We start from the raw sequence: 24,660 nt of genomic DNA, 5'->3' as shown, positions 1-24,660 counted from the left end.
GATGCCGCGTCAAGGCGCTGCCGTTGGTTCAGCCTGCAGCGGGGCGGCGGCGACGCCGCGCCGCCCTGCCGCACGCCGCCCCGTGCTCAGGGCGCGCGCCGCCTGCCCAGCGTTTCGCCAAGCCGATCCAGCCGTGCAGACAGGTCCTTCAGCACCACGCTGCCCTTGCCTGACAACCACGACAGCTCCTCTTCAAGGAAGGCCTCCCGGCCCTTTTCAGGCTGTGGCAGCGGCGGCAGGATGTGGGCGTAATAACTGTTGCCGAGCAGACGGTGCAGCAGCCGTTCGCCGGGGAACGGCGCGTTGTTGTTCAACGCCCGTGCCGCTTTGATCAGATTGCGGATGTCGTACTGGGTCGGGCTCAGGTCCGGTACCTGCTTGCGCAGCCCCAGCAGGGTGTACACCGCCACACGCGCCGTGCGGATCGAGCTTTCCATCGTGAAGATCACATCGTTGCGCGTTTCCACGAACTGGCCGAGCAGGCCCAGGTTGGTGCAGCCGGCCGGTACCACGTGCGGACGGTCGCCAGCGGCACGCGGCATGAACTGCGCGGTGATGTACGGCATCAACGCCAGCCGCACCCTGGTCGCGGCGGCCACCGCATCGATCTGGTCGCCGATGCCCAGGTGGTGGCACAGTTCGGCCAGCACCTCGCGTCCGGTACACGCCGGCATCGGCTTTTTGATGTGGTTGCCGTCCTGATCCATCAACAGGGCATAGACCCATACCACCAGCACGTCCTTGGGCTGGTCCACGAAATGCGGCTGGCGGTTGACGGTGAAGCTGAGCACCCAGTTGGAATCGGTGATGGTGATGACCCCACCGGTCACGGTGCGCCCGGAGTACGGATCGTTGACCGACAACGTGCGGATCTTGTCCACCAGCGGCGAGGGGCGGCAGGTCAACGTGGCCGACTCCCACATCGAGCGGTCCACGTCGCCGTAGAACTTCTCCGGCTTGCCGAAGATCGGCGACTGCCGCGCGAGATTGCGCCACAGCGCCCAGTCACTGTCCTCGCCCGGGTCCCGGCGGTCGCGCGCCAGCGGCGGCACGGTGTCCATGTCGCCGTACGCCGTGCCTTCGGTCATCGAACCGGTGAGCGCGAACACCAGGTCGCCCGCCGCAACCGGCAGCGTGGTCTCGTTGCCGGCCACCCGGCAGCGCAGCGCGGTGACGGTGCGTGACTGCCCGTCCACCGCCATCTCCAGGTCGTGGACGCGGGTATCGAACTGCACGTTGACGCCCTGCGCGCGCAGCATCCGCGACAGCGGCACCACAAAACTCTCGTATTGGTTGTACTTGGGGAACACCAGCGCGGACATGTCGTTCAGACCGTCGATGGCATCCAGGAACCGATGCATGTACAGCTTCATCTCGAGCAGGCTCTGCCAGTTCTCGAAGGCGAACATCGAGCGCCAGAAGAACCAGAAGTTGCTCTGCAGGAAGCCTTCGCTGAAGTAGTCCTCGATGGTGACGTCGTCCAGGTCTTCCTTGCGCTTGAGCAGCAGCTTGACCAGCTCCCATTGCTGGCCGCGGCTCAACCCGAACGTGGCGAAATCCTTGACCTTGCCCTGCTGGTGCAGCAGCCGCGCCTTGGACCAGTTCGGATCGTTGTCGTTGACGGCGCGGTACTCGTCGAGCACGCTGAAGCCGGCCGGCAGTTCGAGTGCCGGCACATCCTGGAACAGGTCCCAGAAATTGTCGTAGTTCCAGTTCATCTCGCGGCCGCCGCGGATCAGGTAGCCCTGCTCGGCATCCCCCCCGCCATCCAGCGAACCGCCTTCGATCTCCAGGCTGTCCAGCAGCGTGATGTTGGCCGGCGGCATGCCGCCGTCGCGGATCAGGTAGAACGCCGCCGCCAACCCGGCGATGCCGGTGCCGATGATGTAGGCCTTGCGCTGCGCCACGTCCTCCGGCGGCAGCGGCCGGTTGCGCATGTAGGCCCCCATCATGTCCGGCGGTGGCAGTGTGTTCTCCGGCCGGTTGGACCAGTAGCCGCCGGTGCTGTCCGGCTCGTGCTCGAAGGCCGGCGTGGCCCCTGCGTTGCGTCCCGGTGCGGTGGGCTGGCTCATGGCACTGCTCCTGTAGGGATGGAAATAGCGTGCACCGTCCATGTTACGCAGCGGCGTCGGCCACGCCTTGATCCGCATCAAAGACCCCGGCTTCACGCGGCGCGCACTATCTTTTGCCAGACTTTTTACGCAGGGAGCCGCCAGCACGTGAGCCGGCATGCAACGCAGGCGCGCGCTACGAACGCGCGACGCAGGATCGCCTGGGGGATTGGCGCGGCACTGCTGGCCGCCGCCCTGCCGCTCACCGCCGTCGCCCAGGACAGTCCTGCGCTGGACTGGGTGCAATCGCAGCAGCGGCTTGAGCAGGTCTCCGACGCGCTCGCCGCCGCCGATGCATCGGTGCGCAACAAGGAAGACCTGCAGGACGCCACCCGGCTGCTGCGGCTGCCGGAGATCACCGGCGAAGTGCGCCGGCTGCAGTTCCAGAAGACCCTGACCCTGCCGCTGGGCTCGTTGACCCCGGTGGCCGAAGCGTTCGGCATCGACTCCCCGTTGCAGTTCACCGAGCGCGACTGGCGTACCCGGCCGGTGGTGACCGCGGTGCTGCCGCTGTATACCGGCGGCCTCATTCCGGCAGCCCAGCAGGCCGCGGCCGGTGCCACCGAGCAGGCCAACGCCGAGCGCGACGCGCAACGCCAGTCGTTGAGCGTGCAGCTGGCCCAGGCCTACTTCGGGCAGCAGCTGGCCGAGCAGGCGGTGAACGTCCGCCGCGACGTGCGCGATGGCATGCAGCGCCACCTCGACGATGCGCTCAAGCTGGAGCGCGAGGGCTTTGCCACCCGCGCCCAGCGGCTGCAGGCCAACGTCGCCCGCGACAAGGCCGAGCGCGAGTACCAGAAGGCGTTGAACGACCTGCAGACACTCAAGGCCGCGTTGTCCACGCTGCTGCGCAGCGGCGGCGAGGTGCGGCCCATCTCGCCGTTGTTCGTGCACCGCGCGCCACTTGGCGACGTGGCCAGCTTCGAGCGCGTGGCGCAGGCGCGGCAGCCGCAGATCGCGCGTCTGCGCGCCGTGGTGGCGCAGGCCGAACAGGGCGTACGTGTGCAGCAGGCCAAGCTCAAGCCGACCGTGTATCTGTTCGGCCAGTACGACTTCCGCCGCCGCGATGAAATGATCACCGACCCCGATTGGGCGTTCGGCATCGGCCTGAAGTACACCTTCCTGTCGCCCAGCTCGCGCCCGGCGCAGATCCGCGCTGCACGCGCACAGCAGGAGCAGGCCGAGGCCGGCCTGCGCGAGGCCGAAAACCAGGTGGCGCTGGGGGTACGCAAGGCCTGGAACGAGCTGGAGACCGCGCGCCACCAGTACGCGCTGCTCGACAGCAGCATCGAACAGTCGCGCGAGAACCTGCGCCTGCAGGAACTGGCCTATCGCGAAGGCCAGGCCACCTCGCTGGATGTCATCGACGCCCGGCTCGGTCTGGGTGGCGCCCGCGTGGAACGCGCGCAGGCCGCCTATCAGTACGACGTGGCGCTGGCGCAGCTGCTGGAGATCAGTGGACAGATGGACCGCTATGACGAATTCCGACGCCGTGCGGACGAGGTGATCGACCATGAATGACACATTGCAGGCGCCGGCCGACGCCCCGCCCCCGAACAAGCGCCGTGCCGGCGTGGTGATACTGGTGGCGCTTGCGCTGGTGGTACTGCTGGGCCTGTGGCTGGCATGGCGCACACCGGCCGACCAGCTGCAGGGCATGGCCGACGCCGATACGCTGAACGTGGCCGCCAAGATCACTGCACGGCTGGCCGAGCTGAACGTCCGCGAGGGGGATCGGGTCGCGGCGGGCCAGGTCCTGTTCGTGCTCGACAGTCCCGAAGTGTCGGCCAAGGAGGAACAGGCGCACGGCGCACTGGACGCCGCCCGGGCCGTCGCCGACAAAGCCGATGCCGGTGCGCGCAGCGAGGACATCCGCGCTGCCCAGGCCAACTGGAAACGCGCCGAGGCCGGCGCCACCCTGGCCGATGCGACCTACCGGCGCGTGCAGAACCTGTTCAACGAAGGCGTGATGAGCCGTCAGAAACGGGATGAGGCGCTGGCCCAGTCGCGCAGCTCGCGCGAACTGGCCAATGCCGCACGCGCCCAGTACGACCAGGCGCTGGCCGGCGCACGCGAACAGGACAAGCGCGCCGCGCAGGGCCAGGTGCGCCAGGCCCGGGGCGCGGTGGCCGAAGTCGATGCCGCGCGCGATGAGGTCAACGGCCGTGCACCAGTGGCCGGCGAGATCAATAAACGCATGGCCGACATCGGCGAACTGGTCCCCGCCGGGTATCCGGTGTTCACGCTGGTGGACATCGACCGCATGTGGGTGTCGATCAACCTGCGCGAATCGCAGATGCAGGGACTGAAGATCGGCAGCCCTCTGCGTGGCAGCATTCCCGCGCTCGGCCGCGATGCCGACTTCGAGGTCTACTTCATCAATCCGGCCGGTGACTACGCCACCTGGCGCAGCACGCGCCAGTCTTCCGGCTACGACGTGCGCAGCTTCGAGATCCGGGTGCGCGCGGTGGACCGCATCGAGGGTTTCCGCCCGGGCATGAGCGTGCTGTTCGCGTGGCCACAGGGATGAAGCCGCCGCTGCGGGCGGGATTCTCCGCCTCGCTGCAACGCGAACTGCGGCACCTGCGCGCCGATCGCGCCGACCTGGCGCTGGTCACCGTGCTGCCGCTGCTGATGCTGCTGGCAATGGCCTGGCTGTTCTCCGCGTCGGTGATGCGCGCGGTGCCGATTGCCGTGGTCGACCTGGACCACAGCGCCGAAAGCCGCCTGCTCACGCGCATGCTCGATGCCAGCCCCGGCGTGGCGGTGGCCAGCCAGCCGCCCACGTTGGCGCAGGCGCAGACCCAACTGCGCCGCCTGGAGGTGTTCGCCGTCGTGCTGGTGCCGCGCGATGCCACCCGTCAGGCGCTGCGCGGCGGCGAAGGCACGGTCCTGGCGTATTACAACGCCAGCTACCTGACCACTGGGCAATCGGCCGCCCGCGATATCACCGACGCCGTCGGGGCCTGGAACGCGCGCCTGCTGACGGAGCGGATCGGGCTGCAGGTGGGCCCGGGCAAGCTGCGCGCCGCGCCGATCCGGGTGCAGTCGGAGATCCTCTACAACCCGGCCCGCAGCTATGAGCTGTTTCTGCTGCCGCTTGTTTTCCCGGCGATCCTGTCGCTGGTGCTCGCGCTGGCGGCGGCCAGCAGCGTAGGCCGCGAAGTGCGCGACGGCACGCTGGCCGCCTGGCTGGGCGACGCACCGTGGGCAGCGCTGGCCGGCAAGCTGCTGCCGTATGTCCTGCTGTTCGCCGTGTATGGCGCCGCCGGCGTGCTGTACCTGGCCTATCTGCGCGGCGATGGCGTGGCCGGCAGCCTGCTGCTCCTGCTGCTGGCACAGCCGCTGTTCTACCTGGCCTGTGCGGCCTATGCGGTGCTGTTCGTCGGCGTCACCCGCGACATGGGCACGGCATTGTCGGTGGTGGGTCTGTCGCTGGGCACCGCGCTGGCGTTCTCCGGCGCCACCTTCCCGGTGATCGACGCGCCGCTGTTCACCCGCATCTGGAACCTGCTGCTGCCGCTGACCGCCTATGTGAAGCTGCAGACCCAACAGCAGTTCGTCGGCGCTGCAGGAGCGGTATCGCTGTGGCCGCTGGCCACGCTGGCGCTGATGATCCTGGTCGCCGGCGGCATCGGCGGCTGGCGGCTGATCGCCACCGCGCGCGCCCTGCGACCCGCAGCGTCGGCGCAGGGAGCGTCGCCATGAGCCGGGTCTGGGACAGCCTGCGCCAGACCCTGCGCGCGGTGCTTACCGACCGCTACGCACTGGTGGTGATGATCGGTGCGGTGGTGCTGTATTCGTTCTTCTATCCGGCCGCGTACCGGCACCAGGTCGCCGGCAACCTGCCGATCGTGGTGGTCGACCTGGACCAGAGCGCCACCAGCCGCGAACTGCTGCGCCGCGTGGACGCGCTCAATGCGGTGCGCATCGTGGGCCAGCCGGCCAGCCTGGACCAGGCGCGCCGCGTGCTGGAGGCTGGCCATGCCGAAGGCATCCTGCTCATCCCGGACCGGTTGGAGCGCGACATCCTGCGCGGGGGCAGCGGCGATCTGGTGCTGATCGGCAACGGTGCCTACCTGGGCCGTGCCAGCTGGGTAATGGCCGGCGTGGCCGAGGCACTGGGTGCGTTCGGGCGCGACGCTGCCGTCGCGCAGGCCGCGTTCATGGGCCCACCGCAGCCGCCGCCGATCCGCCTGGTGCAGCGCCCGCTGTACAACACCCACGAGGGCTACGGCAGCGCCATCGTCGCCGGGGTGGCCGAACTGATCGTCCACCAGACCCTGCTGATGGGCATCGGCGTGCTGCTGGGTACCCGCCGCCTGGCCCTGGGCCGTCGCCTGCGCTTCGATCTGCCGACGTTGTCCGGCATGGCCGTGGGGTTCTGGTTGATCGGCATGCTCGGCCTGCTCTACTACGTCGGCTTCACCGCCTGGGTGCAGGACTATCCGCGCGGCGGCAATCCCGTCGGTGTACTCGTGGGCGGTGCGCTGTTCATCGCCGCGACCGTCGCCTTCGGGATGTTCATCGGCAGCTTCTTCCGTACCCGCGAGCGCGCGTTCCAATACGTCATCGCGTGTTCCATCCCATTGTTCTTCCTGGCCAACCTGTCGTGGCCGGCGATCGCATCGCCACGCGCACTGGTCGCCCTGTCGCAGTTGCTGCCCACCACATCGGGGATCAACGTGGTGGTCCGCATGAACCAGATGGAGGCCAGCGTGGCCGACGTCGCCCGCGAGCTGTGGACGCTGGTCGGGCTGGCCGTGCTGTATGGCGGGCTGGCGATCTGGCGGCTCGGCCCACAGCGCGCACCGCGCCCGTAGCGGCCCCCGGAACGCCCCCGCCCCGCCCCATTCGACAGCCTGGCGGCACCCGACAGCGCTTGAACGGGACCTCCTGGCGGCGACGGGTCGTTCCCGCAGGCTGATTCATATTCCCATCGTTGAACGTACACACCGCCCCTCGCAGGCAATCAAGCAATGACAGGAACAAAAAAGCCCCCAATCGGGGGCTGTTCTGAACAACACAGTCAGCACGTTACGGCGTTGATCCCGGTGGACGACGACGGCGGGTTGATGATGGATGTGACCATCCACTGAGCACATCATCCACCAGCCTGTAAGCGCTGGCCTGCTGCTCGTCGTCGCCTTCGATCTTCTGCTTTTCGTCTGCGCGCATGCGCACGTAGTCGGCGTTGAATTCATCAAAGCGCGAGGGTTCGACCCACTTGCTCTTGAGCGCCTCGATTGCTTTCCGGATGCTGGAACGGTCCAGAATGACATCCGCCGCAATGTCGCGCAAAACCTCATTGCTATGTTTCAGCATGCGCAACTCACTTTTCAGCGCATCCACTTCGCGGGATTTTTCCTGACCGTACTGAATGGCTTCAAGTTCGCTACGCAGGCTCCTGCGTTCGCGTTTTTCATCCTGCTGATCCAACTCAATCTTGCGAAGCTCGGCCTGCCCTTCCGCGAACTGAACGTTCTTCTTCAACAAATCGCTTGTACTCTGGTCCGCGTCGCGACTGACTTGCCCCGCAATCTTCACCAAGTCCATAGGCCCTCCTTTTTGTATGGGTCACTCACCACCAAAGCACCGATCCTAGCATTGTCAAGCCAATCCAAGCGGCGTCCGGCGCGCTCTTCCCTGCCGTAAAACGGCTTGCCGTTGTCTGTCCTGATCACCTGCGGCAAACCGCGCTGAACGGCCAGTCTGTCCAGCCTCTGGCAACGCCTTGGCCGGGGATGGCCCGTTCCACCTGGATGGCCACAGCCCCGTGGATGGCGTCGTCTACGATGGTCAGTCACTTGATTGCCCGGCCTTCCGCGGTGCGGTCGAACACAACATCCATCGACCACACCTGATTGGCGGCCGAGGGACGCAGCAAAGGTTGCCGCGCACCAACGGGGACCTTCCTGCGCTTCCTGCGACGCACCTGCAAGCCCGCTTCCTGATACAGGCGCTCCACCGGCTTGTAGTTCACTACCAGCTCCTGCTGCCCGAGTTTCAGATGGATCATACCTAGGCCGTAACCCCGTTTTCCGCAACGCCCCCTCGATGACGTCGTTCTCGAGAACCTGCCCGGCCAGCAGCGTCTTCAGGCGCGTGTTCTCCGCCTCCAGGTCCTTGAGCCGCTTGGCGTCAGGCATGGTCATGCCACCGACCCTGCTGCGCCACAGGCAGTAGGCGGCCTCACTGAAAGCCATGTTGGCGGCATGCGTCCCTGATCGGCATGCCCGCCTGGGCCTCGCGCAGAAAGCCGATGATCTGCGCTTCGGAAGAACGCTTCTTCACGTCCAATCGCCTTGTGGCTGAGAATTGGACTCCAAAGCGCTTTGCTGCTCAATCTCGGGGAACGCCGGACCATCGACGGTCTGATCCGCCAGCCGCTCGACGAGCTTGGCACACTGCCCCCTGAAGCAGGGCTGCGGCACACGGAAAGCTCCATCATTTGCAGGTAGGTCAGACTAAACTTGGCGATCTCGCGCCGTGTCGCGCGGCCCGTCGCAACGACTTTCGGCATGATCGTCGGTGTCCTGATTGGCGTCGCAACACCATCACAACAGAAAAACCCCTTTACTTGCCGTTTCTGACGGCAACCCGCCCTCACTCATCGAGACGGACTCCATTGCAAGCCATTGATTCAAAACAAAAGGGCAGCAGCCTCAAGGCCTCTTCAGAGCACACCCCGCTCATGAAGCAGTTCTTCGCCGCCAAGTCCGACTATCCGGACCTGCTGCTGTTCTTCCGCATGGGCGACTTCTACGAGCTGTTCTACGACGACGCGCGCAAAGCGGCGCGGCTGCTGGACATCACCCTGACCCAGCGCGGCAGCTCAGGCGGCGCGCCGATCCCGATGGCGGGCGTGCCGGTGCACGCGTACGAGGGGTATCTGGCGCGTCTGGTGGCGCTGGGCGAATCGGTGGCGATCTGCGAGCAGATCGGCGATCCGGCGTTGGCCAAAGGCCTGGTCGAGCGCAAGGTGGTGCGCATCGTCACTCCCGGCACCGTCACCGACGAGGCGCTGCTGGACGAGCGCCGCGACACCCTGCTGATGGCGCTGTCGCGCGGCAAGCAGGGCTACGGTCTGGCCTGGGCCGACCTGGCCGGCGGCCGCTTCCTGGTCAACGAGGTCGATTCCGACGACGCCCTGGAAGCCGAGCTGGCCCGGCTGGAACCGGCCGAGCTGCTGGTGCCCGACGAAGAAAACTGGCCCGACTTCCTGCGCCACCGTACCGGCATCCGCCGCCGCGCGCCGTGGCTGTTCGATGCCGACAGCGGCCGCCGCCAGCTGCTGGCCTTCTTCAAGCTGCATGATCTGAGCGGCTTCGGCATCGACGACAAGCCGCGCGCCACCGCCGCAGCCGGCGCACTGCTGGGCTATGTCGAAGAAACCCAGAAGCAGCGCCTGCCGCACCTGACCGCGATCGCCACCGAAACGGCGAGCGAGGCCATCGCGATGAACGCGGCCACGCGCCGCCACCTGGAACTGGACACGCGCGTCGATGGCGACACCCGCCATACGCTGCTGGGCGTGCTCGACACCACGGTCACGCCGATGGGCGGGCGCCTGCTGCGCCGCTGGCTGCACCGCCCGCTGCGACTGCGCGAGGTGCTGGTACAGCGCCACGATGCGGTGGCCACCCTGATCGATCGCGGTGCCGACGGCGATGTCCGTGACGCGTTCCGGGCGCTGGGCGATCTCGAACGCATCCTCACGCGCGTGGCGCTGCGCTCGGCGCGTCCGCGCGACTTCTCCACCCTGCGCGATGGCCTGGGCCTGCTGCCCGAGGTGCGCGCGGTGCTGGCGCCGCTGGATTCGCCGCGTCTGGTCGCGCTGCGCGACGCACTGGGCTCGCACGACGAATGCGCACACCTGCTGGCCTCGGCGATCGCACCGACGCCGCCGCTCAAGCTCAGCGATGGCGGCGTCATCGCCGAAGGGTTCGATGCGGAGCTGGACGAGCTGCGCCGCCTGTCCACCCACGCCGACCAGTTCCTGATCGACCTTGAACAGCGCGAACGCGCCAGCAGCGGCATCGCCACGCTCAAGGTCGGCTACAACCGCGTGCATGGCTACTACATCGAAATCAGCAAGGGACAGAGCGACAAGGCGCCGGTGCACTACACCCGCCGCCAGACCCTGACCAATGCCGAGCGCTACATCACCGAAGAACTGAAGTCCTTCGAGGACAAGGTGCTGTCCGCACGCGAGCGGTCGCTGTCGCGCGAGAAGCTGCTGTACGAACAGCTGCTCGATACGCTGGGCGGCCAGCTGGAACCGCTCAAGCAGTGTGCCGCCGCATTGAGCGAGCTGGACGTGCTGGCCGGCTTCGCCGAGCGCGCGCAAGCGCTGGACTGGTCGCGGCCCGAGCTGGACACCGCGCCGTGCCTGCGCATCGAGCGCGGCCGCCACCCGGTGGTCGAGGCGGTGCGCGAGCAGCCCTTCGAACCCAACGACCTGGACCTGCACCCGGACCGCCGCATGCTGGTGATCACCGGCCCCAACATGGGCGGTAAATCCACCTATATGCGCCAGAACGCGCTGATCGTGCTGCTGGCCCACATCGGCAGCTTCGTGCCGGCCAGCCGCGCCGTGATCGGCCCGATCGACCGCATCCTGACCCGCATCGGCGCGGGCGACGATCTCGCCCGCGGCCAGTCGACCTTCATGGTCGAAATGGCCGAAACCAGCTACATCCTGCATCACGCCAGCGCGCACTCGCTGGTCCTGATGGATGAGATCGGCCGTGGCACCTCGACCTACGACGGCCTGGCGCTGGCCGATGCCGTGGCGCGCCACCTGGCCTACCAGAACCGCTGTTACACACTGTTTGCCACCCACTACTTCGAACTGACCGCGCTGGCCGACGAGCAGCATGAAGGTGGTGCCAGTGGCATCGCCAACGTGCACCTGGACGCGGTCGAACACGGCGATGCACTGGTGTTCATGCACGCGGTGAAGGACGGCCCGGCCAACCGCAGCTTCGGCCTGCAGGTGGCCGCGCTGGCCGGCCTGCCGAAGTCGACCGTCGCGCAGGCGCGGCGCCGACTGGCCGAGCTGGAGCAGCGCGGCGGCGAGAGCCAGGCCGCCACGGTGGCGCCCCAGGCTCTGGATGCACCGCAGCAGTTCGGGCTGTTCAACGCGCCCAACACCGCCGCACAGGATGCGCTGGCGGCCATCGACCCGGACGAGCTGACCCCCAGACAGGCACTGGAAGCGCTGTACCGCCTGAAGACGTTGATCTGAGGCCATCCCGCAGTGCCGGCCGGGGAGCCGGCGCTGTCCGCCCCCCCACACCCGGCGCACTCGGCGTGACGCCTTCGCATTCCCGTCGTGGAGGCGGCGTTATGCTCGGCCGGTTCCCATCCCTGCTCCGGAGTCCGCCGTGAACAACGCATCGCTCGCCGCTTCCCTCTTCCAGCAACTGCAGCAGGGCCAAGGCCTGCAGCAGGTCTCCCGGCAACTGGGCATCGACTCCGACCAGGCCAGCAGCGCCATCGGTGCGGCACTGCCGCTGCTGATGGGCGCAATGGGCCGCAATGCCCAGCAACCGCAGGGTGCCGAAGCCCTGCTGGGGGCGCTGCAGCGCGACCACGCCGGCGGCGGGAGCGGTGGTTTCGATCTGGGTGGTCTGCTCGGCAACGTGCTCGGCGGTGGCGGCGGCAGCGCCACCGATGGCGCAGCCATCCTCGGCCACGTGTTCGGCGGCAACAGCGACCGGGCCGCCCAGGGCCTGAGCCAGGCTACCGGCCTGGACAGCAGCAAGACCAGCCAGCTGCTGGCCATCCTCGCGCCGATCGTGATGGCCTACCTGGCCCAGCGCTTCGCCAACGGCGGCAACCCGGCCCAGCTCGGCCAGGCGCTCGGGCAGGAAGCCCAGGCCGCCAGCAGCGGCGGGCTGCTGACCTCGGTGCTGGACCAGGACGGCGACGGGCAGCTGGGCATCGGCGACCTGCTCAAGCTGGGTGGCGGCCTGCTGGGGGGCAAACGCTGAGTGCGGGATAGAAATAGGCTGTAGCTATCGCTTTGGTTGATTTATTCGAATTTACCGAATGAACGTGCGTGCTTACCGTGTCTGCATGCCGTCACGGCACGCCCCGGCAGCCGCCAGGGCCTGGCGGCGACGCGGCTCCTGCGGGAACGCGCGCCCACCGACATCGCCCTCCACGCCCCGGCGCGGAGGCGTCCCATTCGCTGGTACACAGGTAGATGCCCATGAAAAGCGAAGCAAAGTGCCCCTTCAACCACGCCCTCGTCGGCGACGCCACCACCAACCGCGACTGGTGGCCCAAGCAGCTGCGCGTGGACCTGCTCAACCAGCATTCCAACCGCTCCCATCCGCTGGATGAGGGCTTCGAGTACGCCAAGGCGTTCGCGCAGCTCGACTACGCGGCGCTCAAGGCCGACCTTGCCGCGCTGATGACCGATTCGCAGGACTGGTGGCCGGCCGACTTCGGCCACTACGGCGGCCTGTTCGTCCGCATGGCCTGGCACAGCGCCGGCACGTACCGCATCGGCGACGGGCGCGGTGGCGGCGGCCGCGGGCAGCAGCGGTTCGCCCCGCTCAACAGCTGGCCGGACAACGTCAGCCTGGACAAGGCGCGGCGCCTGCTGTGGCCGATCAAGCAGAAGTACGGCCAGGCGATCTCCTGGGCCGACCTGCTGATCCTAACCGGCAACGTCGCGCTGGAATCGATGGGCTTCAAGACCCTGGGCTTCGCCGGCGGGCGCCCGGATACCTGGGAACCGGACCAGGATGTGTACTGGGGTCGCGAGACCACCTGGCTCGGCGGTGACGTCCGCTATGCGCACGGGTCCGAAGGCGTGGTGGAAGACCACGGCGTGCTGGTGTCCGATGACGACGCCGATGGCGACATCCACTCGCGCACGCTGGAGAACCCGCTGGCCGCGGTGCAGATGGGCCTGATCTACGTCAATCCGGAGGGCCCGGATGGCAACCCCGACCCGCTCAAGGCCGCCTACGACATCCGCGACACCTTCGGCCGCATGGCGATGAACGATGAAGAGACCGTGGCGCTGATCGCCGGTGGCCACAGCTTCGGCAAGACCCACGGCGCCGGCCCGGCCGACAACGTGGACGTGGAACCGGAAGCCGCCGGCCTGGAACACCAGGGCCTGGGCTGGGCGAACAGGTTCCGCAGCGGCAAGGGCGGCGACACCATCACCAGCGGGCTGGAAGTGACCTGGACGCGTACCCCGGCGCAGTGGAGCCACGACTTCTTCGAGCTGCTCTTCAAGCACGAGTGGGAGCTGACCAAGAGCCCGGCCGGCGCGCACCAATGGGTGGCCAAGGACAGCGAGGCGGTCATTCCCGACGCGCACGATCCGTCAAAGAAGCATCGCCCGAGCATGCTCACCACCGACCTGTCGCTGCGCGTCGATCCGGCCTACGAAAAGATCTCGCGCCGCTTCCTCGCCGACCCGCAGGCCTTCGCCGATGCCTTCGCGCGTGCGTGGTTCAAGCTCACCCATCGCGACATGGGCCCCCGCTCGCGCTATCTGGGCCCGGAAGTGCCGGCCGAGGAATTCCTCTGGCAGGACCCGGTGCCGGCAGCGACGCAGCCGGGCATCGACGCGGCCGACATCGCCACGCTGAAACAGCAGATTGCCGCCAGCGGCTTGAGCGTGTCCGAGCTGGTCGCCACCGCGTGGGCGTCGGCCTCCACCTTCCGCGGCTCGGACAAGCGCGGCGGTGCCAACGGTGCGCGCATCCGCCTGGCGCCGCAGAAGGACTGGGCGGTCAACCAGCCGCAGCAGCTGGCCAAGGTGCTGGCCGCGCTGGAGAAGATCCAGACCGGCTTCAATGGCAACGGCGGCGGCAGGCAGGTATCGCTGGCCGACCTGATCGTGCTGGCCGGCGGTGTGGGCATCGAACAGGCGGCCAAGGCCGGCGGCCATGACATCCAGGTGCCATTCACCCCCGGCCGCACCGATGCCAGCCAGGAACAGACCGACGTTGAATCGTTCGCGGTGCTCGAGCCGTACGCCGACGGCTTCCGCAATTACCTCAAGGGCCGCTACAGCGTGCCGGCCGAGGTACTGCTGATCGACAAGGCGCAGCTGCTCACCCTGACGGCTCCGGAGTTGACCGTGCTGGTCGGCGGCCTGCGCGTGCTGGGCGCCAACACGGACGGCAATACGCAGGGCGTGCTGACCGACCGCCCCGGCACGTTGAGCAACGACTTCTTCGTCAACCTGCTGGACATGCGCACGCAGTGGAAGGCCAACGGCAACGGCTACGAAAGCAGCGGTGCCGCGCGCTGGACCGGCAGTCGCGCCGATCTGGTGTTCGGGTCCAACTCGGTGCTGCGAGCCCTCGCCGAGGTCTATGCCAGCGCCGATGGCGAGAAAAAGTTCGTGCAGGACTTCGTCGCCGCCTGGGTGCGGGTGATGGAACTGGACCGCTACGACCTGCACAGCTGATGCGACGCGCTGGGTGCCGACCGTGGGTCGGCACTCAGATCGCGTCAATATCCCCCAACGCCCGGATCAACCGGCGCGCACGCTTGTCCGGCTTGTGCTCCGGCGGCTGGTAGCCATTCTTTGCGGCGGCACGCTGCGCACGCAGTTCCGCCCGACGCGCGCGCGAGGCGTCGCTTTCCTCGTACAGCTGCTGCGCCACCGGCGCCGGCCCACGCAGGTCGCTCAGGCCGCGGACCTGCACCTCATAGGTTTCATCGCCTCGGCTGATCTGCAGCTGCTCGCCCACGCGCACCGCGCGCGAGGACTTGGGGCGTTGTCCGGCGACGTCGACCTTGCCGGTCTCCACCGCCTGCTTGGCCAGGCTGCGGGTCCTGTAGAAGCGCGCGGCCCACAACCAGACATCCAGCCGCACGGCGGCCACGGGTGTTGCGTCAGTCATTCTGCTTGCCCAGCTCCACGGCGTTGGCCGGTCGTCGATTCAGCGGTTGCGGTGCGTCCGGGTTGCCACGGCAACCGGTGCCACCGATCAGTACCGGTACCCCGGCGTCCAGATCGCGGCGCTGGCTGCCAACCTGGCACTCGGGTCGGTCCATCGGCCGTACCTGGGCATCCCCCAGGCGGTCCGTACTCGAACATGCGGCCAGTGCACCGGCAATCAAGAGCGCAGTGCAGGAGCGCGCCCATACAGGCACGGTGGGAAGGGTCCGAAGGCGCGGATGAAACGGGTGTGGCATGGCGATATCCCGCTGACGGGCGTGGTGCTAGTGTGCCGCTCCCAGAGCCTGATCTCCAGAGCACATGGCCAAAGCGCCGCTTGACCTGACCACCGGCCCGATCGGGCGCAACCTGTTCCTGTTCGCCCTGCCGATCCTGGCCGGCAACATCGCCCAGTCGCTGAACGGCTCGGTGAACGCGATCTGGGTCGGGCGCTTCCTTGGCGAGGCGGCGCTGACCGCCACCGCGAACGCCAACAGCATCATGTTCTTCCTGATCGGCTCGGTGTTCGGCATCGGCATGGCCGCCACCATCCTGATCGGCCAGGCGATGGGCGCGCGCGACCTGCCGCAGGCGCGCCGGGTGATGGGCACCAGTGCCACGTTCTTCATCGGGCTCTCGGTGGTCATCGCCATCGCCGGCTGGTGGCTGTCGCACCCCCTGCTGGCCGCGATGGGCACGCCCGCCACGTCGCTCCCGCTGGCCGAGGCCTATCTGCGCATCATTTTCCTGGCCATGCCCACGCTGTACGCGTTCGCTTTCCTCAGCTCGGCGCTGCGCGGCGTCGGCGACTCGCGCACGCCCTTCCGTTTCCTGCTGCTGTCGGTGGTGCTGGACATCGGCTTCAACCCGCTGCTGATCTTCGGCATCGGCCCATTCCCGGCACTGGGCATCGCCGGTGCCGCGTGGGCCACGCTGATCGCCCAGACCGTGTCGCTGCTTGGCCTGCTGCTGTACATGCGCAACAAGCGCCACGTGCTGTGGTTGGGCCGCAAGGACATGGCGCTGTTCAGGATCGACCCGGAGATCCTGCGCGCACTGGTGGTCAAGGGCATCCCGATGGGCCTGCAGATGGTGCTCATCTCCCTGTCGATGATCGTCACCGTGAGCATCGTCAACGGCTACGGCACCGATACCGCCGCTGCCTACGGCGCGTCGCTGCAGTTGTGGACGTACGTGCAGATGCCGGCAATGGCGATCGGCGCGGCCTGTTCGTCGATGGCCGCGCAGAACGTGGGCGCCGGCAACTGGAGCCGCGTGCGCGGCACCGCGCGCAGTGGCGTGCTCTACAACTTCCTGCTGACCGGCGCGCTGATCCTGCCGCTGATCCTGCTCGACCGCTACACCCTGGCGCTGTTCCTGCCCAGCGGCAGCGAAGCGCTCGACGTGGCCCGCCACCTCAACCACATCGCGGTGTGGTCGTTCCTGTTCTTCGGCGTGAACTTCGTGATCTCCGGCGTGGTGCGCTCCACCGGTGCGGTGATTCCGCCGCTGCTGATCCTGGCGGTGTCGCTGTGGGGCATCCGCGTGCCGTTCGCCGAGGGCATGCAGCCGTACCTGGGCGCTGACGCGGTGTGGTGGAGCTTCCCGGTCAGTTCGTTCTTCGCGATGCTGCTGTCGCTGGCCTACTACCGCTGGGGCGGCTGGCGCAAGGCGCGCATGCTGCCCGCCCATCGCGGGGAGCTGGCCGCCCCGTCGGAAGTCCCCTCGATGCCGCCGTCGCCGGTGGCCGATCCGGACCCGGCCGCCCCCACCCGCCCGTAACTGGATCGCGAAACGCAGACGGCCACCCGAAGGTGGCCGTCTGTTGGGCAGGTACCGACCCGGAGGCCGGTACACCACGCCGGAATTACTGGGCGGCCTTCGCAGCCAGGCGGGCAGCCTTGGCCTGCGCAGCGGCAGCCAGATCTTCCTTGATGCGGGCAGCCTTGCCTTCCAGGCCACGCAGGTAGTACAGCTTGCCGGCGCGGACCTTGCCGCGACGCTTCACTTCGACCGAGTCGATGATGGCGCTGTGGGTCTGGAAGACGCGCTCGACGCCGTAGCCGTGCGAGATCTTGCGGACGGTGAAGGCCGAGTTCAGGCCGGCGTTCTTGGTGCCGATCACGACGCCTTCGTAAGCCTGCACGCGCTCACGGTTGCCTTCCTTCACCTTCACGTTGACGACGACGGTGTCACCCTGGCTGAACTTCGGCAGTTCACGGGTAATCTGGGCGGATTCGAAATCCGAAAGAATGGTCTTGTTCAGCTTGCTCATGGGTGCACCGATAGTGTTCGGGTGGTCGTGTCGTTCGACAACGTGGGCTCATGCAGTCACCGGACTGTGCTGCACGTTTTTTGTAGGGATTCCGCCAACCAGCCCCCAAGAGGGGCGATGGCAATCCCGCATTCTAATCCAGGAAACGCCGCCACGCTAGGGGGCGGCATCTCCGCTGTGGGCCTGCCGGGCCTGCTCGAGCAGGAGCCGGTCGGCCTTGGACAACCGGCTTTCGTCCAGCAGGTCCGGGCGACGCAACCAGGTCCGCAGCAGCGACTGCTGGCGGCGCCAGCGGGCGATGGCGGCATGGTTGCCCGAGCGCAGCACATCGGGGACCGTGCCCCATTCATGCTGTGCCGGATGACTGTAGTGCGGGCAGTCCAGCAGCCCCTGCGGGCCTTCGAAACTGTCCTGGGCCGCCGATTCGGCATCGCCGAGGGCACCCTCCTGCAACCGGGTGACGGCATCGACGATCACCGCCGCGCCCAGCTCGCCGCCGGACAGCACGTAGTCGCCGATCGAGATTTCCTCGGTGACCTCGGCCGCCAGGAAACGCTCGTCCACGCCTTCATAGCGCCCGCACAGCAGGATCATGCGCGGCAGTGCCGCCAGTTCCCGCACCTTGGCCTGGGTCAGCGGCTGGCCCTGCGGGCTCAGATAGATCACCGGCGCCGGCGCCGGGTCGGCCGCCTTGGCGGCCGCCAGGCAGGCGCGCAGCGGCTCGATCAGCATGACCATGCCGGGGCCGCCGCCGAACGGACGGTCGTCCACCCGGCGGTAGTTGCCCTCGGCGTAATCGCGCGGATTCCAGCCATGCAGGTCGAGCAGGCCGCGTTCGGCGGCACGGCCGACCACGCCCAGCGCGGCCGACTGCGCCATGAACTCGGGGAACAACGTGATGACGTCGATACGCACCGGCGTCAGAACTCCGGATCCCAGTCGACGATGACCAGATTGGCCTCGAAATCCACCGACACCACGAAGTCCGGCTGCACGAACGGAATCATCCGCTCACGGTCGCCCTGCACCACCACCACATCGTTGGAGCCGGTCGAGAACAGGTGCGAGACCCGGCCCAGCTCGACGCCCTCGACGGTGCGCACCTGCAGCCCTTCCAGATCGACCCAGTAATACTCGTCGGCCTTCGGGGGCGGCAGCGCGCTGCGCGGCACATAGACTTCGGTCCCGTACATCGACTCGACCACATCGCGATCGGTGACATCGGGGAACACCGCGACCAGATGCTTGCCGGACTGACGTCCGCGCGCCCCGGTCAGGGTGCGTTCCTGGCCGGCGGGCGACCGCAGGATCCAGGGTTGATAGTTGAAGATGGCGGTACGCGGCTCGGTCCAGGACTCGAGCTTGATCTCGCCTCGCACACCAAAAGCGCCGACAATCCTGCCCAGCAGGATGCGGCGCTCGGTATCTTTCATCTGAATAGACCGATGGGCCGCGGCAGGCGCGGCCCTTCAGGATCAGGCCGCGGAGGCCTGGGCCTTGGTCGCTTCCTTGTACAGGTTGCGGACCTTGTCGGTCATCTGGGCGCCGTTGGCGACCCACTTGTCGACCAGCGGCAGGTCCAGCACGATGCGGGATTCCGCACCCTGGGCCACCGGGTTGTAGTAGCCGACGCGCTCGATGTTGCGGCCGTCACGGGCGCTGCGCGAGTCGGTCACGATGATGTGGTAGAACGGACGCTTCTTGGCGCCGCCGCGGGTCAGTCGAATCTTGACCATGATGTTGCTTCCTCAATTGCCCAGTCGCCAGGATGGCGCGGTAAGCCGGCGATTATAGCGGCGCACCCGGGCCATTCCAAGCCTGCCCCGGCCGGAAAAGCTGAACAGCCCCTTTACCCGGCGGTTACCCGCCCAACGGCTGCCACGGCACCGCCGCCAGGACGGCCCGCGCCCGCGCGCACAGCGCCTCGGAGTCCGGCAGCACCCGCCCATCGATCCGTGAAATCGGCCAGACCCCGACCGAGTTGCAGGCGAACGCGCCGCTGAACCCGGGCAGCGCCGCCAGCTCGACCGGCCGGCGCTGCTGGTCCCCGTTCCATCCCGCCTGCAGCAGGCGCTCATGGGTGCCGCGCAACGCCGGCGCCTGCGGCCACACCAGGGTGTCGCCGGCGGACAGGCCGATGTTCCAGGTGGTGCCCTCGCTGATGACACCCCCGTCGCCGACGAACAGTGCATCGTCGGCTCCGGCCTGCAGGGCCGCACGGCGATGCTCGAACAGTGGAAACGTGCCCACGTGCTTGAGGTGCGGCAGGTCGCGCTGGTAGCGCACCGTGCGCAGACAGCGCGAGGCCGCCGGCAGCGTCACCGGCGCGGCAACCGCGATCAGCACGTCCACCGGTACCGCCTGCAGCGGCTGGCGGAAATCGAAGCAGTGCGAATACACCGTCACCCGCAGCGATGCATCGCGCACGCCCGCAGCGTGCAGCGCGTGCCACATCCAGGCCTGGACCTGGGCGGTATCGAGCGTGCTGGCGAACAGTTCCTGCGTCCCCTGCTGCAGCCGCTGCAGGTGCAGGTCCAGCCCCTGTACGGCCCCGTCGCGTACCTGCAGCGAGGTGAAATGGCCGTAATTGGTCAGTGCGCCGGCCAGGTCGTCGGCACTGGCAGACAGGCCGTTGCAGTACAGCTTCATGCCAGCAGCGCCCGGGCCTGCGCCCACATCTGCGTGAGCACCTCGGCTGCGGGGCGGGCCGGCGCCATCCACGCCGACTGCCCGGCCCAGGCCTGCATCGCGTCGAGGCGGTGCTCCCGGCTGGCCTGCGCGCGCATCGGCGCGGTGAGGCCGCGCTGCACCGGATATGGCCGCGGCGGGGGCGCGCCGGGGGCCGCCGCCGCGCGAACATAGGCAGTGGCCAGACCCCGGCCGAGGCGGCCGCTGAAGGCGCGCGTCGGCCAGGTGTCTTCCGGTTCGGCGGCGGCCAGCGCCTGCGACCAGGCCGGGTCGAGCGCGCATTCGGGCGTGCGCAGGAAGGCGGTGCCTACCTGGACCGCGCTGGCGCCCAGCATCAGCGCGGCGGCAACGCCCCGGCCATCGGCGATGCCGCCGGCCGCGATCACCGGCACCTGCAGGTGGTCAACCAGCCGCGGCAGCAGCGCGAACAGTCCCACCTGCTGGCGTTCGGCCGCAGCGGGATCGAACGCACCGCGATGGCCACCGGCTTCACATCCCTGCGCGACCACCGCATCGGCACCGGCGGCCTGCGCCGCCAGCGCCTCGGCCAGCGTCGTCGCACAGGCGAACCAGGCAATGCCCACGTCCTTCAGCCGCTGCACCTGGGCGGCGGAGAACACCCCCATGATGGTGGAGGCAACCGCCGGCCGCGCCTGGATCAGCGCGTCGAACTGGGCATCGATATCGGCCGGGCTGGCGTCACCGGCACTGGCCGGCACCTCCGGGCCCCATTGCGACAGAAACGCCCGGGTCGCCGCCTCGCCGTCCGCATCGCGCGCCGGCAGCGGATCGGGAATCCAGACGTTGACCTGCGCAGGCCCGCTGGACCGAGCGCGGAAGTCGTCCATCCACGCCACGATGTCCTGCGGCTGGGACAGCACCGCGCCCATCGCGCCCATGCTGCCGGCCGTGGCCAGCGCCGCCGACAACGGCACCGGGCAGGCGCCGGCCATCGGGGCGAGCAGGATCGGCGCCTGCAAGGCAAAACGCCGACAGAAACTGTCGGCGCGTTCGAGGATCGGCGAAAGACTCACGCGCGGCGCACCTGTAGGGTCAGACCCGGTCAGCATACGCCGCACCGCCCTGCCCGGCATGCACGCCGGCAGGAGTCAGCGCGCCGACACCGCGTAGGTGCGGACCAGCTGACTGTCCATTTCTTCGTTGAACGTGAAGGTGACATAGCGCGCGTCGTCGGCGGCGAATTCTTCGTCGACCACGGCCCGGCCGATCTCGGTGCCATCGGCATCCAGCGCGCGCGCCACCAGCCTGCCCTTGAACGGCTTGTCGGCCACCACGTACACCGCTGCGTCCTTGGAGCCCATGCCACGGCTCTTGCCCTGGGTCACGGTCAGGCCGCGTGCGGCCAGACCCGGGTCGGTCTGCAGCGTCACGCTCATGCGCTTGTCCACGCCCTCCCCCAGGCCGGCGACGAAATCGGCGGCGGTGCCGCTGATCGCACTGCCTGCCTTCTGCGACATCGACGTGTCGTCCTTGCAGGCGGTCAGCGCCAGGACCAGCGCCACCACCACGATCGACTTGTTCACGGGCATTCCTTTGAGTGATCCAACAGCGGGCTAGTCAAGCACCCCGGCCCAGACGCTGGCAAGAGGCAAAAGCGCACGCGGGTGACGCGTGCGGCCATTTCGTAGAAACAGAGGCGGCGCGGGGCCCGAAGGCCGGCCGCGCACAGGGCACTCAGCGGAACGGCAGGCCGCCGCGGCCGCCCATCGCGCCCATCATCCCCTTCATGCTGCGCATCATGCCCTTCATGCCGCCGCCGGCCATCTTGCTCATCATCTTTTCCATCTGCTGGAACTGCTTCATGAGCTTGTTGACGTCGGCCGGGGTCAGGCCGGAACCGCGGGCGATGCGGGCGCGGCGCGAGCCGTTGAGCAGGCCCGGATTGCGCCGTTCCTTCTTGGTCATCGAGTTGATGATGGCGATCATGCGCGGCACTTCCTTGCCCTGGCTGACCTGCTGCTTGAGGTGCTCGGGGATCTGGCCCAGGCCCGGCAGCTTGTCCATCAGCCCGCCGATGCCGCCCATGTTCTGCATCTGCTCGAGCTGGTCGCGCATGTCGTTGAGGTCGAACTTCTTGCCCTTGGCGACCTTCTCGGCCAGCTTGGCCGCCTTGTCCTTGTCGACCTGCTGCTCGACCTGTTCCACCAGCGACAGCACATCGCCCATGTCCAGGATGCGGCTGGCCAGACGATCGGGGTGGAACACGTCCAGGCCGTCGGGCTTTTCGCTGACGCCGACGAACTTGATCGGCTTGCCGGTGATGTAGCGCACGCTCAGCGCGGCACCGCCGCGGGCATCGCCATCGGTTTTGGTCAGCACCACGCCGGTCAGCGGCAGCGCTTCGCCGAAGGCCTTGGCGGTGTTGGCCGCGTCTTGGCCGGTCATGGCATCGACCACGAACAGCGTTTCAGCCGGGTTGACCGCTGCGTGCAGGGCCTTGATCTCGGCCATCATCGCGTCGTCGATGGCCAGGCGGCCGGCGGTATCGACCAGCAGCACGTCCACGAAGGACTTGCGCGCATCGTCGATGGCGGCACGGACGATGGCCTCCGGCTTCTGGTCGGCGGTGGACGGGAAGAACAGCACGCCGACCTGGTCGGCCAGGGTCTTGAGCTGCTCGATCGCGGCCGGACGGTAGACGTCGGCCGACACCACCATCACCTTCTTCTTGCGCTTTTCCTTCAGATGCTTGGCAAGCTTGCCCACCGTGGTGGTCTTGCCCGCGCCCTGCAGGCCGGCCATCAGGATGATCGCCGGGGCCGGCACGTTGAGGTTGAGGTCGGAGGCGGCCGAACCCATCACCGTGGTGAGCTCGTCGCGCACCACCTTGATCAGGGCCTGGCCCGGGGTCAGCGACTTGAGCACTTCCTGGCCGACCGCGCGCACCTTGATGCGCTCGATCAGGGCCTGTACGACCGGCAGCGCGACGTCGGCCTCGAGCAGGGCGATGCGGACTTCGCGGGTGGCCTCGCGGATGTTTTCCTCGGTGAGGCGACCGCGGCCGCGCAGCCGCTCGATGGTGCCGGAGAGGCGCTGGGTCAGGGACTCGAACATGGAGGCAACCTGTTCAGAACGAAAGACAAAGAGACCGACAGTATAGCGGGTCCGCTGCGGCCGCCGGATCGCCGCTGCGGCCTGTCGCCGCAGGCATCGCCAGCATCCCGGGGGTATGCGAAACTGACACGATGACAATCGTTCTCATCGCCACCCTGCTCTACCTGACCGCGACCGGCCTGCTGGTGCGCGCGGTGAGCCGCGATGACGGCCCGCGCTCGCCGGCCTGGTTGTGGCCGGCCCTGCCGGCGATGCTGCTGCATGGCAGTTACCACGTTCTGGTGGCCATGCGCACCAGCGGCGGACCGGACATGCACTTCTTCGCGGCGCTGTCGCTGGTCGGGCTGGGCATGGCCTGGCTGACCTCGCTGGTGGCCGCCCGGGGCCGGATGGCCGCACTGGGCGTGCTGGTGTTCCCGATGGCCGCGGCGGTGCTGTGCATCTACCACGGCTACGGCCATGAGCCGAGCCGCCCGCTGGGCTGGCAGCTCGCCACCCATGCCTGGATGGCGCTGCTGGCCTACGCCACGCTGAGCGTGGCCGCGCTGCTGGCGATCATGCTGTGGCTGCAGGAACGCGCCCTGCGCCGGCGCGACTTCCGGCCCTGGCTGCGTGCGCTGCCGCCGCTGGCCGACCTGGAAGCGCTGCTGTTCCGGGTGATCACCGTCGGATTCGCCCTGCTCACCCTGACCCTGGTCACCGGCGTGCTGTTCGTCGACGATCTGCTGGCGCAGAAGCTGGTGCACAAGACCGTGCTCAGCATCCTGTCGTGGATCGTGTTCGGCACGCTGCTGATCGGCCGCCGCCGCTATGGCTGGCGCGGCGCCAAGGCCGTGCACTGGACCCTGACCGCGATGGGCCTGCTGCTGCTGGCGTTCTTCGGCAGCCAGTTCGTGATCGAACTGGTGTTCGGCCACGCGCGCTAGTCGCCTACAGCGGTTCGGTCAGTTGATCGCGCAGGCGGCTGCCGCGCTGGGTGGTCATGTCGTCCACGCCCCAGCACCCATCGCCGCGCTGGCGTAGCGACAGCAGGACGCGGTACGGCTCACCCCATACCGCATAACGCACCTCCACCGTGGCGACGTCGGCGGCGCTGCCCGCCACGCGCGCGAACGCGAACGGCGCGTCGATCTCGCCATCCTGGCCGTCCAGCCACGGATCGCTGTCCAGATGGCAGATGCCCTGCTCGCGCTCCTGGCAGTCGCGCTCCTCGGCGAACAACCTGCCCAGCGCGGGCGTCAGCACCTCCGCCGGCGTCGCCAGCAGGCCGTCCATGCTGGCCTGCTGGAACCGGCGCGCCACCACCACCGGGTCGTCGCACGCCTGCCCGGCCTGCGCTGTCGGCGCGCAGAGCAGCGCCACTGCCAGGCCACCACACACCCGCGTCCACTGTGGCATCCGCATACCTCGTCTCCTTCCCTGTCGATGGGCCGGGGGGGGCGGGGGGGGGGCCCCCCCCCCCCCCCCCCCCCCACCCCCCCCCCCCCCCCCCCCGGGGGGGGGGGGGGGCCCGCCCCCCCCCCCCCCCGGCCCCCCCCCCCCCGGCGCCGGCCCCCCCCCCCCCCACTAACCCCCCCCCCCCCCCC

At 68.4% G+C, this 24,660-nt stretch carries 22 protein-coding genes and 1 pseudogene; 9 read left to right on the top strand and 14 right to left on the bottom strand.

Features of this window, described 5'->3' with window-relative positions; translation table 11 throughout:
• Nucleotides 1–86 precede the first annotated feature (86 nt).
• Nucleotides 87–2,072, bottom strand: coding sequence for an oleate hydratase (locus ACPEH1_RS09575; RefSeq protein ID WP_423715698.1), 1,986 nt, complete (start codon nt 2,070–2,072; stop codon nt 87–89).
• A 195-nt stretch (nt 2,073–2,267) separates the two neighbouring features.
• On the opposite strand from ACPEH1_RS09575, the gene ACPEH1_RS09570 reads away from it, so the two are divergent.
• From ACPEH1_RS09570 to ACPEH1_RS09555, 4 genes are read left to right on the top strand one after another with little or no spacing between them, the layout of a single operon-like run.
• Nucleotides 2,268–3,632: a TolC family protein gene (locus ACPEH1_RS09570; RefSeq protein WP_136004427.1), complete on the top strand. Its 1,365-nt coding sequence runs from the start codon at nt 2,268–2,270 to the stop codon at nt 3,630–3,632.
• Complete coding sequence (locus tag ACPEH1_RS09565) at nt 3,625–4,641, top strand: HlyD family secretion protein (protein WP_017356054.1); 1,017 nt, start codon at nt 3,625–3,627, stop codon at nt 4,639–4,641. The genes ACPEH1_RS09570 and ACPEH1_RS09565 overlap by 8 nt, the downstream gene beginning before the upstream one ends.
• Nucleotides 4,638–5,819 (top strand): ABC transporter permease, encoded by a 1,182-nt coding sequence (locus ACPEH1_RS09560; RefSeq protein WP_017356055.1) that lies wholly within the window; start codon nt 4,638–4,640, stop codon nt 5,817–5,819. The genes ACPEH1_RS09565 and ACPEH1_RS09560 overlap by 4 nt, the downstream gene beginning before the upstream one ends.
• Nucleotides 5,816–6,934, top strand: coding sequence for an ABC transporter permease (locus ACPEH1_RS09555; protein ID WP_312710514.1), 1,119 nt, complete (start codon nt 5,816–5,818; stop codon nt 6,932–6,934). The genes ACPEH1_RS09560 and ACPEH1_RS09555 overlap by 4 nt, the downstream gene beginning before the upstream one ends.
• Nucleotides 6,935–7,148: 214 nt before the next feature.
• Here the strand turns inward: ACPEH1_RS09555 and ACPEH1_RS09550 are convergent, their stop codons facing one another.
• Both ACPEH1_RS09550 and ACPEH1_RS09545 read right to left on the bottom strand, forming a co-directional pair.
• Complete coding sequence (locus tag ACPEH1_RS09550) at nt 7,149–7,667, bottom strand: hypothetical protein (RefSeq protein WP_017356057.1); 519 nt, start codon at nt 7,665–7,667, stop codon at nt 7,149–7,151.
• A gap of 89 nt (nt 7,668–7,756) precedes the next feature.
• Nucleotides 7,757–8,405 (bottom strand): annotated as a pseudogene (locus ACPEH1_RS09545) (transposase); the annotation flags it as partial.
• A 400-nt stretch (nt 8,406–8,805) separates the two neighbouring features.
• On the opposite strand from ACPEH1_RS09545, the gene mutS reads away from it, so the two are divergent.
• From mutS to katG, 3 genes are all read left to right on the top strand, one after another.
• Entirely contained in the window at nt 8,806–11,361 is a 2,556-nt protein-coding gene (gene mutS, locus ACPEH1_RS09540) for a DNA mismatch repair protein MutS (RefSeq protein ID WP_037591212.1), read from the top strand.
• 139 nt (nt 11,362–11,500) lie between these two features.
• Nucleotides 11,501–12,109, top strand: a complete 609-nt coding sequence (locus tag ACPEH1_RS09535) for a DUF937 domain-containing protein (RefSeq protein ID WP_313241666.1) — start codon at nt 11,501–11,503, stop codon at nt 12,107–12,109.
• 221 nt (nt 12,110–12,330) lie between these two features.
• Nucleotides 12,331–14,559, top strand: coding sequence for a catalase/peroxidase HPI (gene katG / locus ACPEH1_RS09530; RefSeq protein WP_017356061.1), 2,229 nt, complete (start codon nt 12,331–12,333; stop codon nt 14,557–14,559).
• 34 nt (nt 14,560–14,593) lie between these two features.
• Here katG and ACPEH1_RS09525 read toward each other — a convergent pair whose 3' ends face one another.
• Nucleotides 14,594–14,998: an RNA-binding S4 domain-containing protein gene (locus ACPEH1_RS09525; protein ID WP_017356062.1), complete on the bottom strand. Its 405-nt coding sequence runs from the start codon at nt 14,996–14,998 to the stop codon at nt 14,594–14,596.
• A complete protein-coding gene (locus ACPEH1_RS09520; RefSeq protein WP_229296448.1) occupies nt 14,991–15,218 on the bottom strand; it encodes a hypothetical protein in 228 nt (75 codons plus the stop codon). Before ACPEH1_RS09520 ends, ACPEH1_RS09525 begins: the two co-directional genes overlap by 8 nt.
• A 139-nt stretch (nt 15,219–15,357) precedes the next feature.
• Between ACPEH1_RS09520 and ACPEH1_RS09515 the strand changes: the two genes are divergently transcribed.
• A complete protein-coding gene (locus ACPEH1_RS09515) occupies nt 15,358–16,818 on the top strand; it encodes an MATE family efflux transporter (RefSeq protein ID WP_262071871.1) in 1,461 nt (486 codons plus the stop codon).
• 85 nt (nt 16,819–16,903) lie between these two features.
• Here the strand turns inward: ACPEH1_RS09515 and rplS are convergent, their stop codons facing one another.
• The 8 genes from rplS to ffh all read right to left on the bottom strand — a co-directional run bounded on the left by rplS (nt 16,904) and on the right by ffh (nt 23,074).
• Entirely contained in the window at nt 16,904–17,311 is a 408-nt protein-coding gene (gene rplS, locus ACPEH1_RS09510) for a 50S ribosomal protein L19 (RefSeq protein ID WP_017356065.1), read from the bottom strand.
• Nucleotides 17,312–17,467: 156 nt separating this feature from the next.
• Nucleotides 17,468–18,226, bottom strand: a complete 759-nt coding sequence (gene trmD / locus ACPEH1_RS09505; protein ID WP_017356066.1) for a tRNA (guanosine(37)-N1)-methyltransferase TrmD — start codon at nt 18,224–18,226, stop codon at nt 17,468–17,470.
• A gap of 5 nt (nt 18,227–18,231) precedes the next feature.
• A complete protein-coding gene (gene rimM / locus ACPEH1_RS09500; RefSeq protein WP_017356067.1) occupies nt 18,232–18,744 on the bottom strand; it encodes a ribosome maturation factor RimM in 513 nt (170 codons plus the stop codon).
• 42 nt (nt 18,745–18,786) lie between these two features.
• On the bottom strand, nt 18,787–19,047 hold the full coding sequence (gene rpsP, locus ACPEH1_RS09495) for a 30S ribosomal protein S16 (protein ID WP_017356068.1): 261 nt from the start codon (nt 19,045–19,047) through the stop codon (nt 18,787–18,789).
• A 124-nt stretch (nt 19,048–19,171) separates the two neighbouring features.
• Nucleotides 19,172–19,960, bottom strand: coding sequence for an aminotransferase class IV family protein (locus tag ACPEH1_RS09490; protein ID WP_017356069.1), 789 nt, complete (start codon nt 19,958–19,960; stop codon nt 19,172–19,174).
• Complete coding sequence (locus tag ACPEH1_RS09485; protein ID WP_166472756.1) at nt 19,957–21,033, bottom strand: NAD(P)H-dependent flavin oxidoreductase; 1,077 nt, start codon at nt 21,031–21,033, stop codon at nt 19,957–19,959. The genes ACPEH1_RS09490 and ACPEH1_RS09485 overlap by 4 nt, the downstream gene beginning before the upstream one ends.
• Before the next feature lie 75 nt (nt 21,034–21,108).
• The gene (locus ACPEH1_RS09480; RefSeq protein WP_037590943.1) at nt 21,109–21,543 is read right to left on the bottom strand and encodes a hypothetical protein; all 435 of its coding nucleotides are present in this window, start codon (nt 21,541–21,543) and stop codon (nt 21,109–21,111) included.
• 151 nt (nt 21,544–21,694) lie between these two features.
• The gene (ffh, locus tag ACPEH1_RS09475) at nt 21,695–23,074 is read right to left on the bottom strand and encodes a signal recognition particle protein (protein ID WP_017355335.1); all 1,380 of its coding nucleotides are present in this window, start codon (nt 23,072–23,074) and stop codon (nt 21,695–21,697) included.
• Between the two features lie 131 nt (nt 23,075–23,205).
• On the opposite strand from ffh, the gene ACPEH1_RS09470 reads away from it, so the two are divergent.
• A complete protein-coding gene (locus ACPEH1_RS09470) occupies nt 23,206–24,000 on the top strand; it encodes a cytochrome C assembly family protein (protein ID WP_017355334.1) in 795 nt (264 codons plus the stop codon).
• A 4-nt stretch (nt 24,001–24,004) separates the two neighbouring features.
• Here ACPEH1_RS09470 and ACPEH1_RS09465 read toward each other — a convergent pair whose 3' ends face one another.
• On the bottom strand, nt 24,005–24,478 hold the full coding sequence (locus tag ACPEH1_RS09465) for a hypothetical protein (protein WP_229296449.1): 474 nt from the start codon (nt 24,476–24,478) through the stop codon (nt 24,005–24,007).
• Nucleotides 24,479–24,660: the final 182 nt, after the last annotated feature.

It is taken from the genome of Stenotrophomonas sp. NPDC077421, assembly GCF_049545505.1.
Classification (GTDB): Bacteria; Pseudomonadota; Gammaproteobacteria; order Xanthomonadales; family Xanthomonadaceae; genus Stenotrophomonas; species Stenotrophomonas nematodicola.
The sequence above is the reverse complement of the archived record's forward strand: the minus strand, read 5'-3'. Positions and strand labels throughout refer to the sequence as shown.

What these genes read in the sequence shown, in the direction of transcription:
- ACPEH1_RS09560 (WP_017356055.1), top strand. Translation starts at nt 4,638, where the DNA reads ATGAAGCCGCCGCTGCGGGCGGGATTCTCCGCCTCGCTGCAACGCGAA.
- ACPEH1_RS09525 (WP_017356062.1), bottom strand. Translation starts at nt 14,998, where the DNA reads ATGACTGACGCAACACCCGTGGCCGCCGTGCGGCTGGATGTCTGGTTG.
- rimM (WP_017356067.1), bottom strand. Translation starts at nt 18,744, where the DNA reads ATGAAAGATACCGAGCGCCGCATCCTGCTGGGCAGGATTGTCGGCGCT.
- ACPEH1_RS09465 (WP_229296449.1), bottom strand. Translation starts at nt 24,478, where the DNA reads ATGCGGATGCCACAGTGGACGCGGGTGTGTGGTGGCCTGGCAGTGGCG.
- rpsP (WP_017356068.1), bottom strand. Translation starts at nt 19,047, where the DNA reads ATGGTCAAGATTCGACTGACCCGCGGCGGCGCCAAGAAGCGTCCGTTC.
- ACPEH1_RS09515 (WP_262071871.1), top strand. Translation starts at nt 15,358, where the DNA reads ATGGCCAAAGCGCCGCTTGACCTGACCACCGGCCCGATCGGGCGCAAC.
- rplS (WP_017356065.1), bottom strand. Translation starts at nt 17,311, where the DNA reads ATGAGCAAGCTGAACAAGACCATTCTTTCGGATTTCGAATCCGCCCAG.
- ACPEH1_RS09565 (WP_017356054.1), top strand. Translation starts at nt 3,625, where the DNA reads ATGAATGACACATTGCAGGCGCCGGCCGACGCCCCGCCCCCGAACAAG.
- katG (WP_017356061.1), top strand. Translation starts at nt 12,331, where the DNA reads ATGAAAAGCGAAGCAAAGTGCCCCTTCAACCACGCCCTCGTCGGCGAC.
- ACPEH1_RS09575 (WP_423715698.1), bottom strand. Translation starts at nt 2,072, where the DNA reads ATGAGCCAGCCCACCGCACCGGGACGCAACGCAGGGGCCACGCCGGCC.
- ACPEH1_RS09470 (WP_017355334.1), top strand. Translation starts at nt 23,206, where the DNA reads ATGACAATCGTTCTCATCGCCACCCTGCTCTACCTGACCGCGACCGGC.
- ffh (WP_017355335.1), bottom strand. Translation starts at nt 23,074, where the DNA reads ATGTTCGAGTCCCTGACCCAGCGCCTCTCCGGCACCATCGAGCGGCTG.
- ACPEH1_RS09550 (WP_017356057.1), bottom strand. Translation starts at nt 7,667, where the DNA reads ATGGACTTGGTGAAGATTGCGGGGCAAGTCAGTCGCGACGCGGACCAG.
- ACPEH1_RS09555 (WP_312710514.1), top strand. Translation starts at nt 5,816, where the DNA reads ATGAGCCGGGTCTGGGACAGCCTGCGCCAGACCCTGCGCGCGGTGCTT.
- mutS (WP_037591212.1), top strand. Translation starts at nt 8,806, where the DNA reads ATGAAGCAGTTCTTCGCCGCCAAGTCCGACTATCCGGACCTGCTGCTG.
- ACPEH1_RS09490 (WP_017356069.1), bottom strand. Translation starts at nt 19,960, where the DNA reads ATGAAGCTGTACTGCAACGGCCTGTCTGCCAGTGCCGACGACCTGGCC.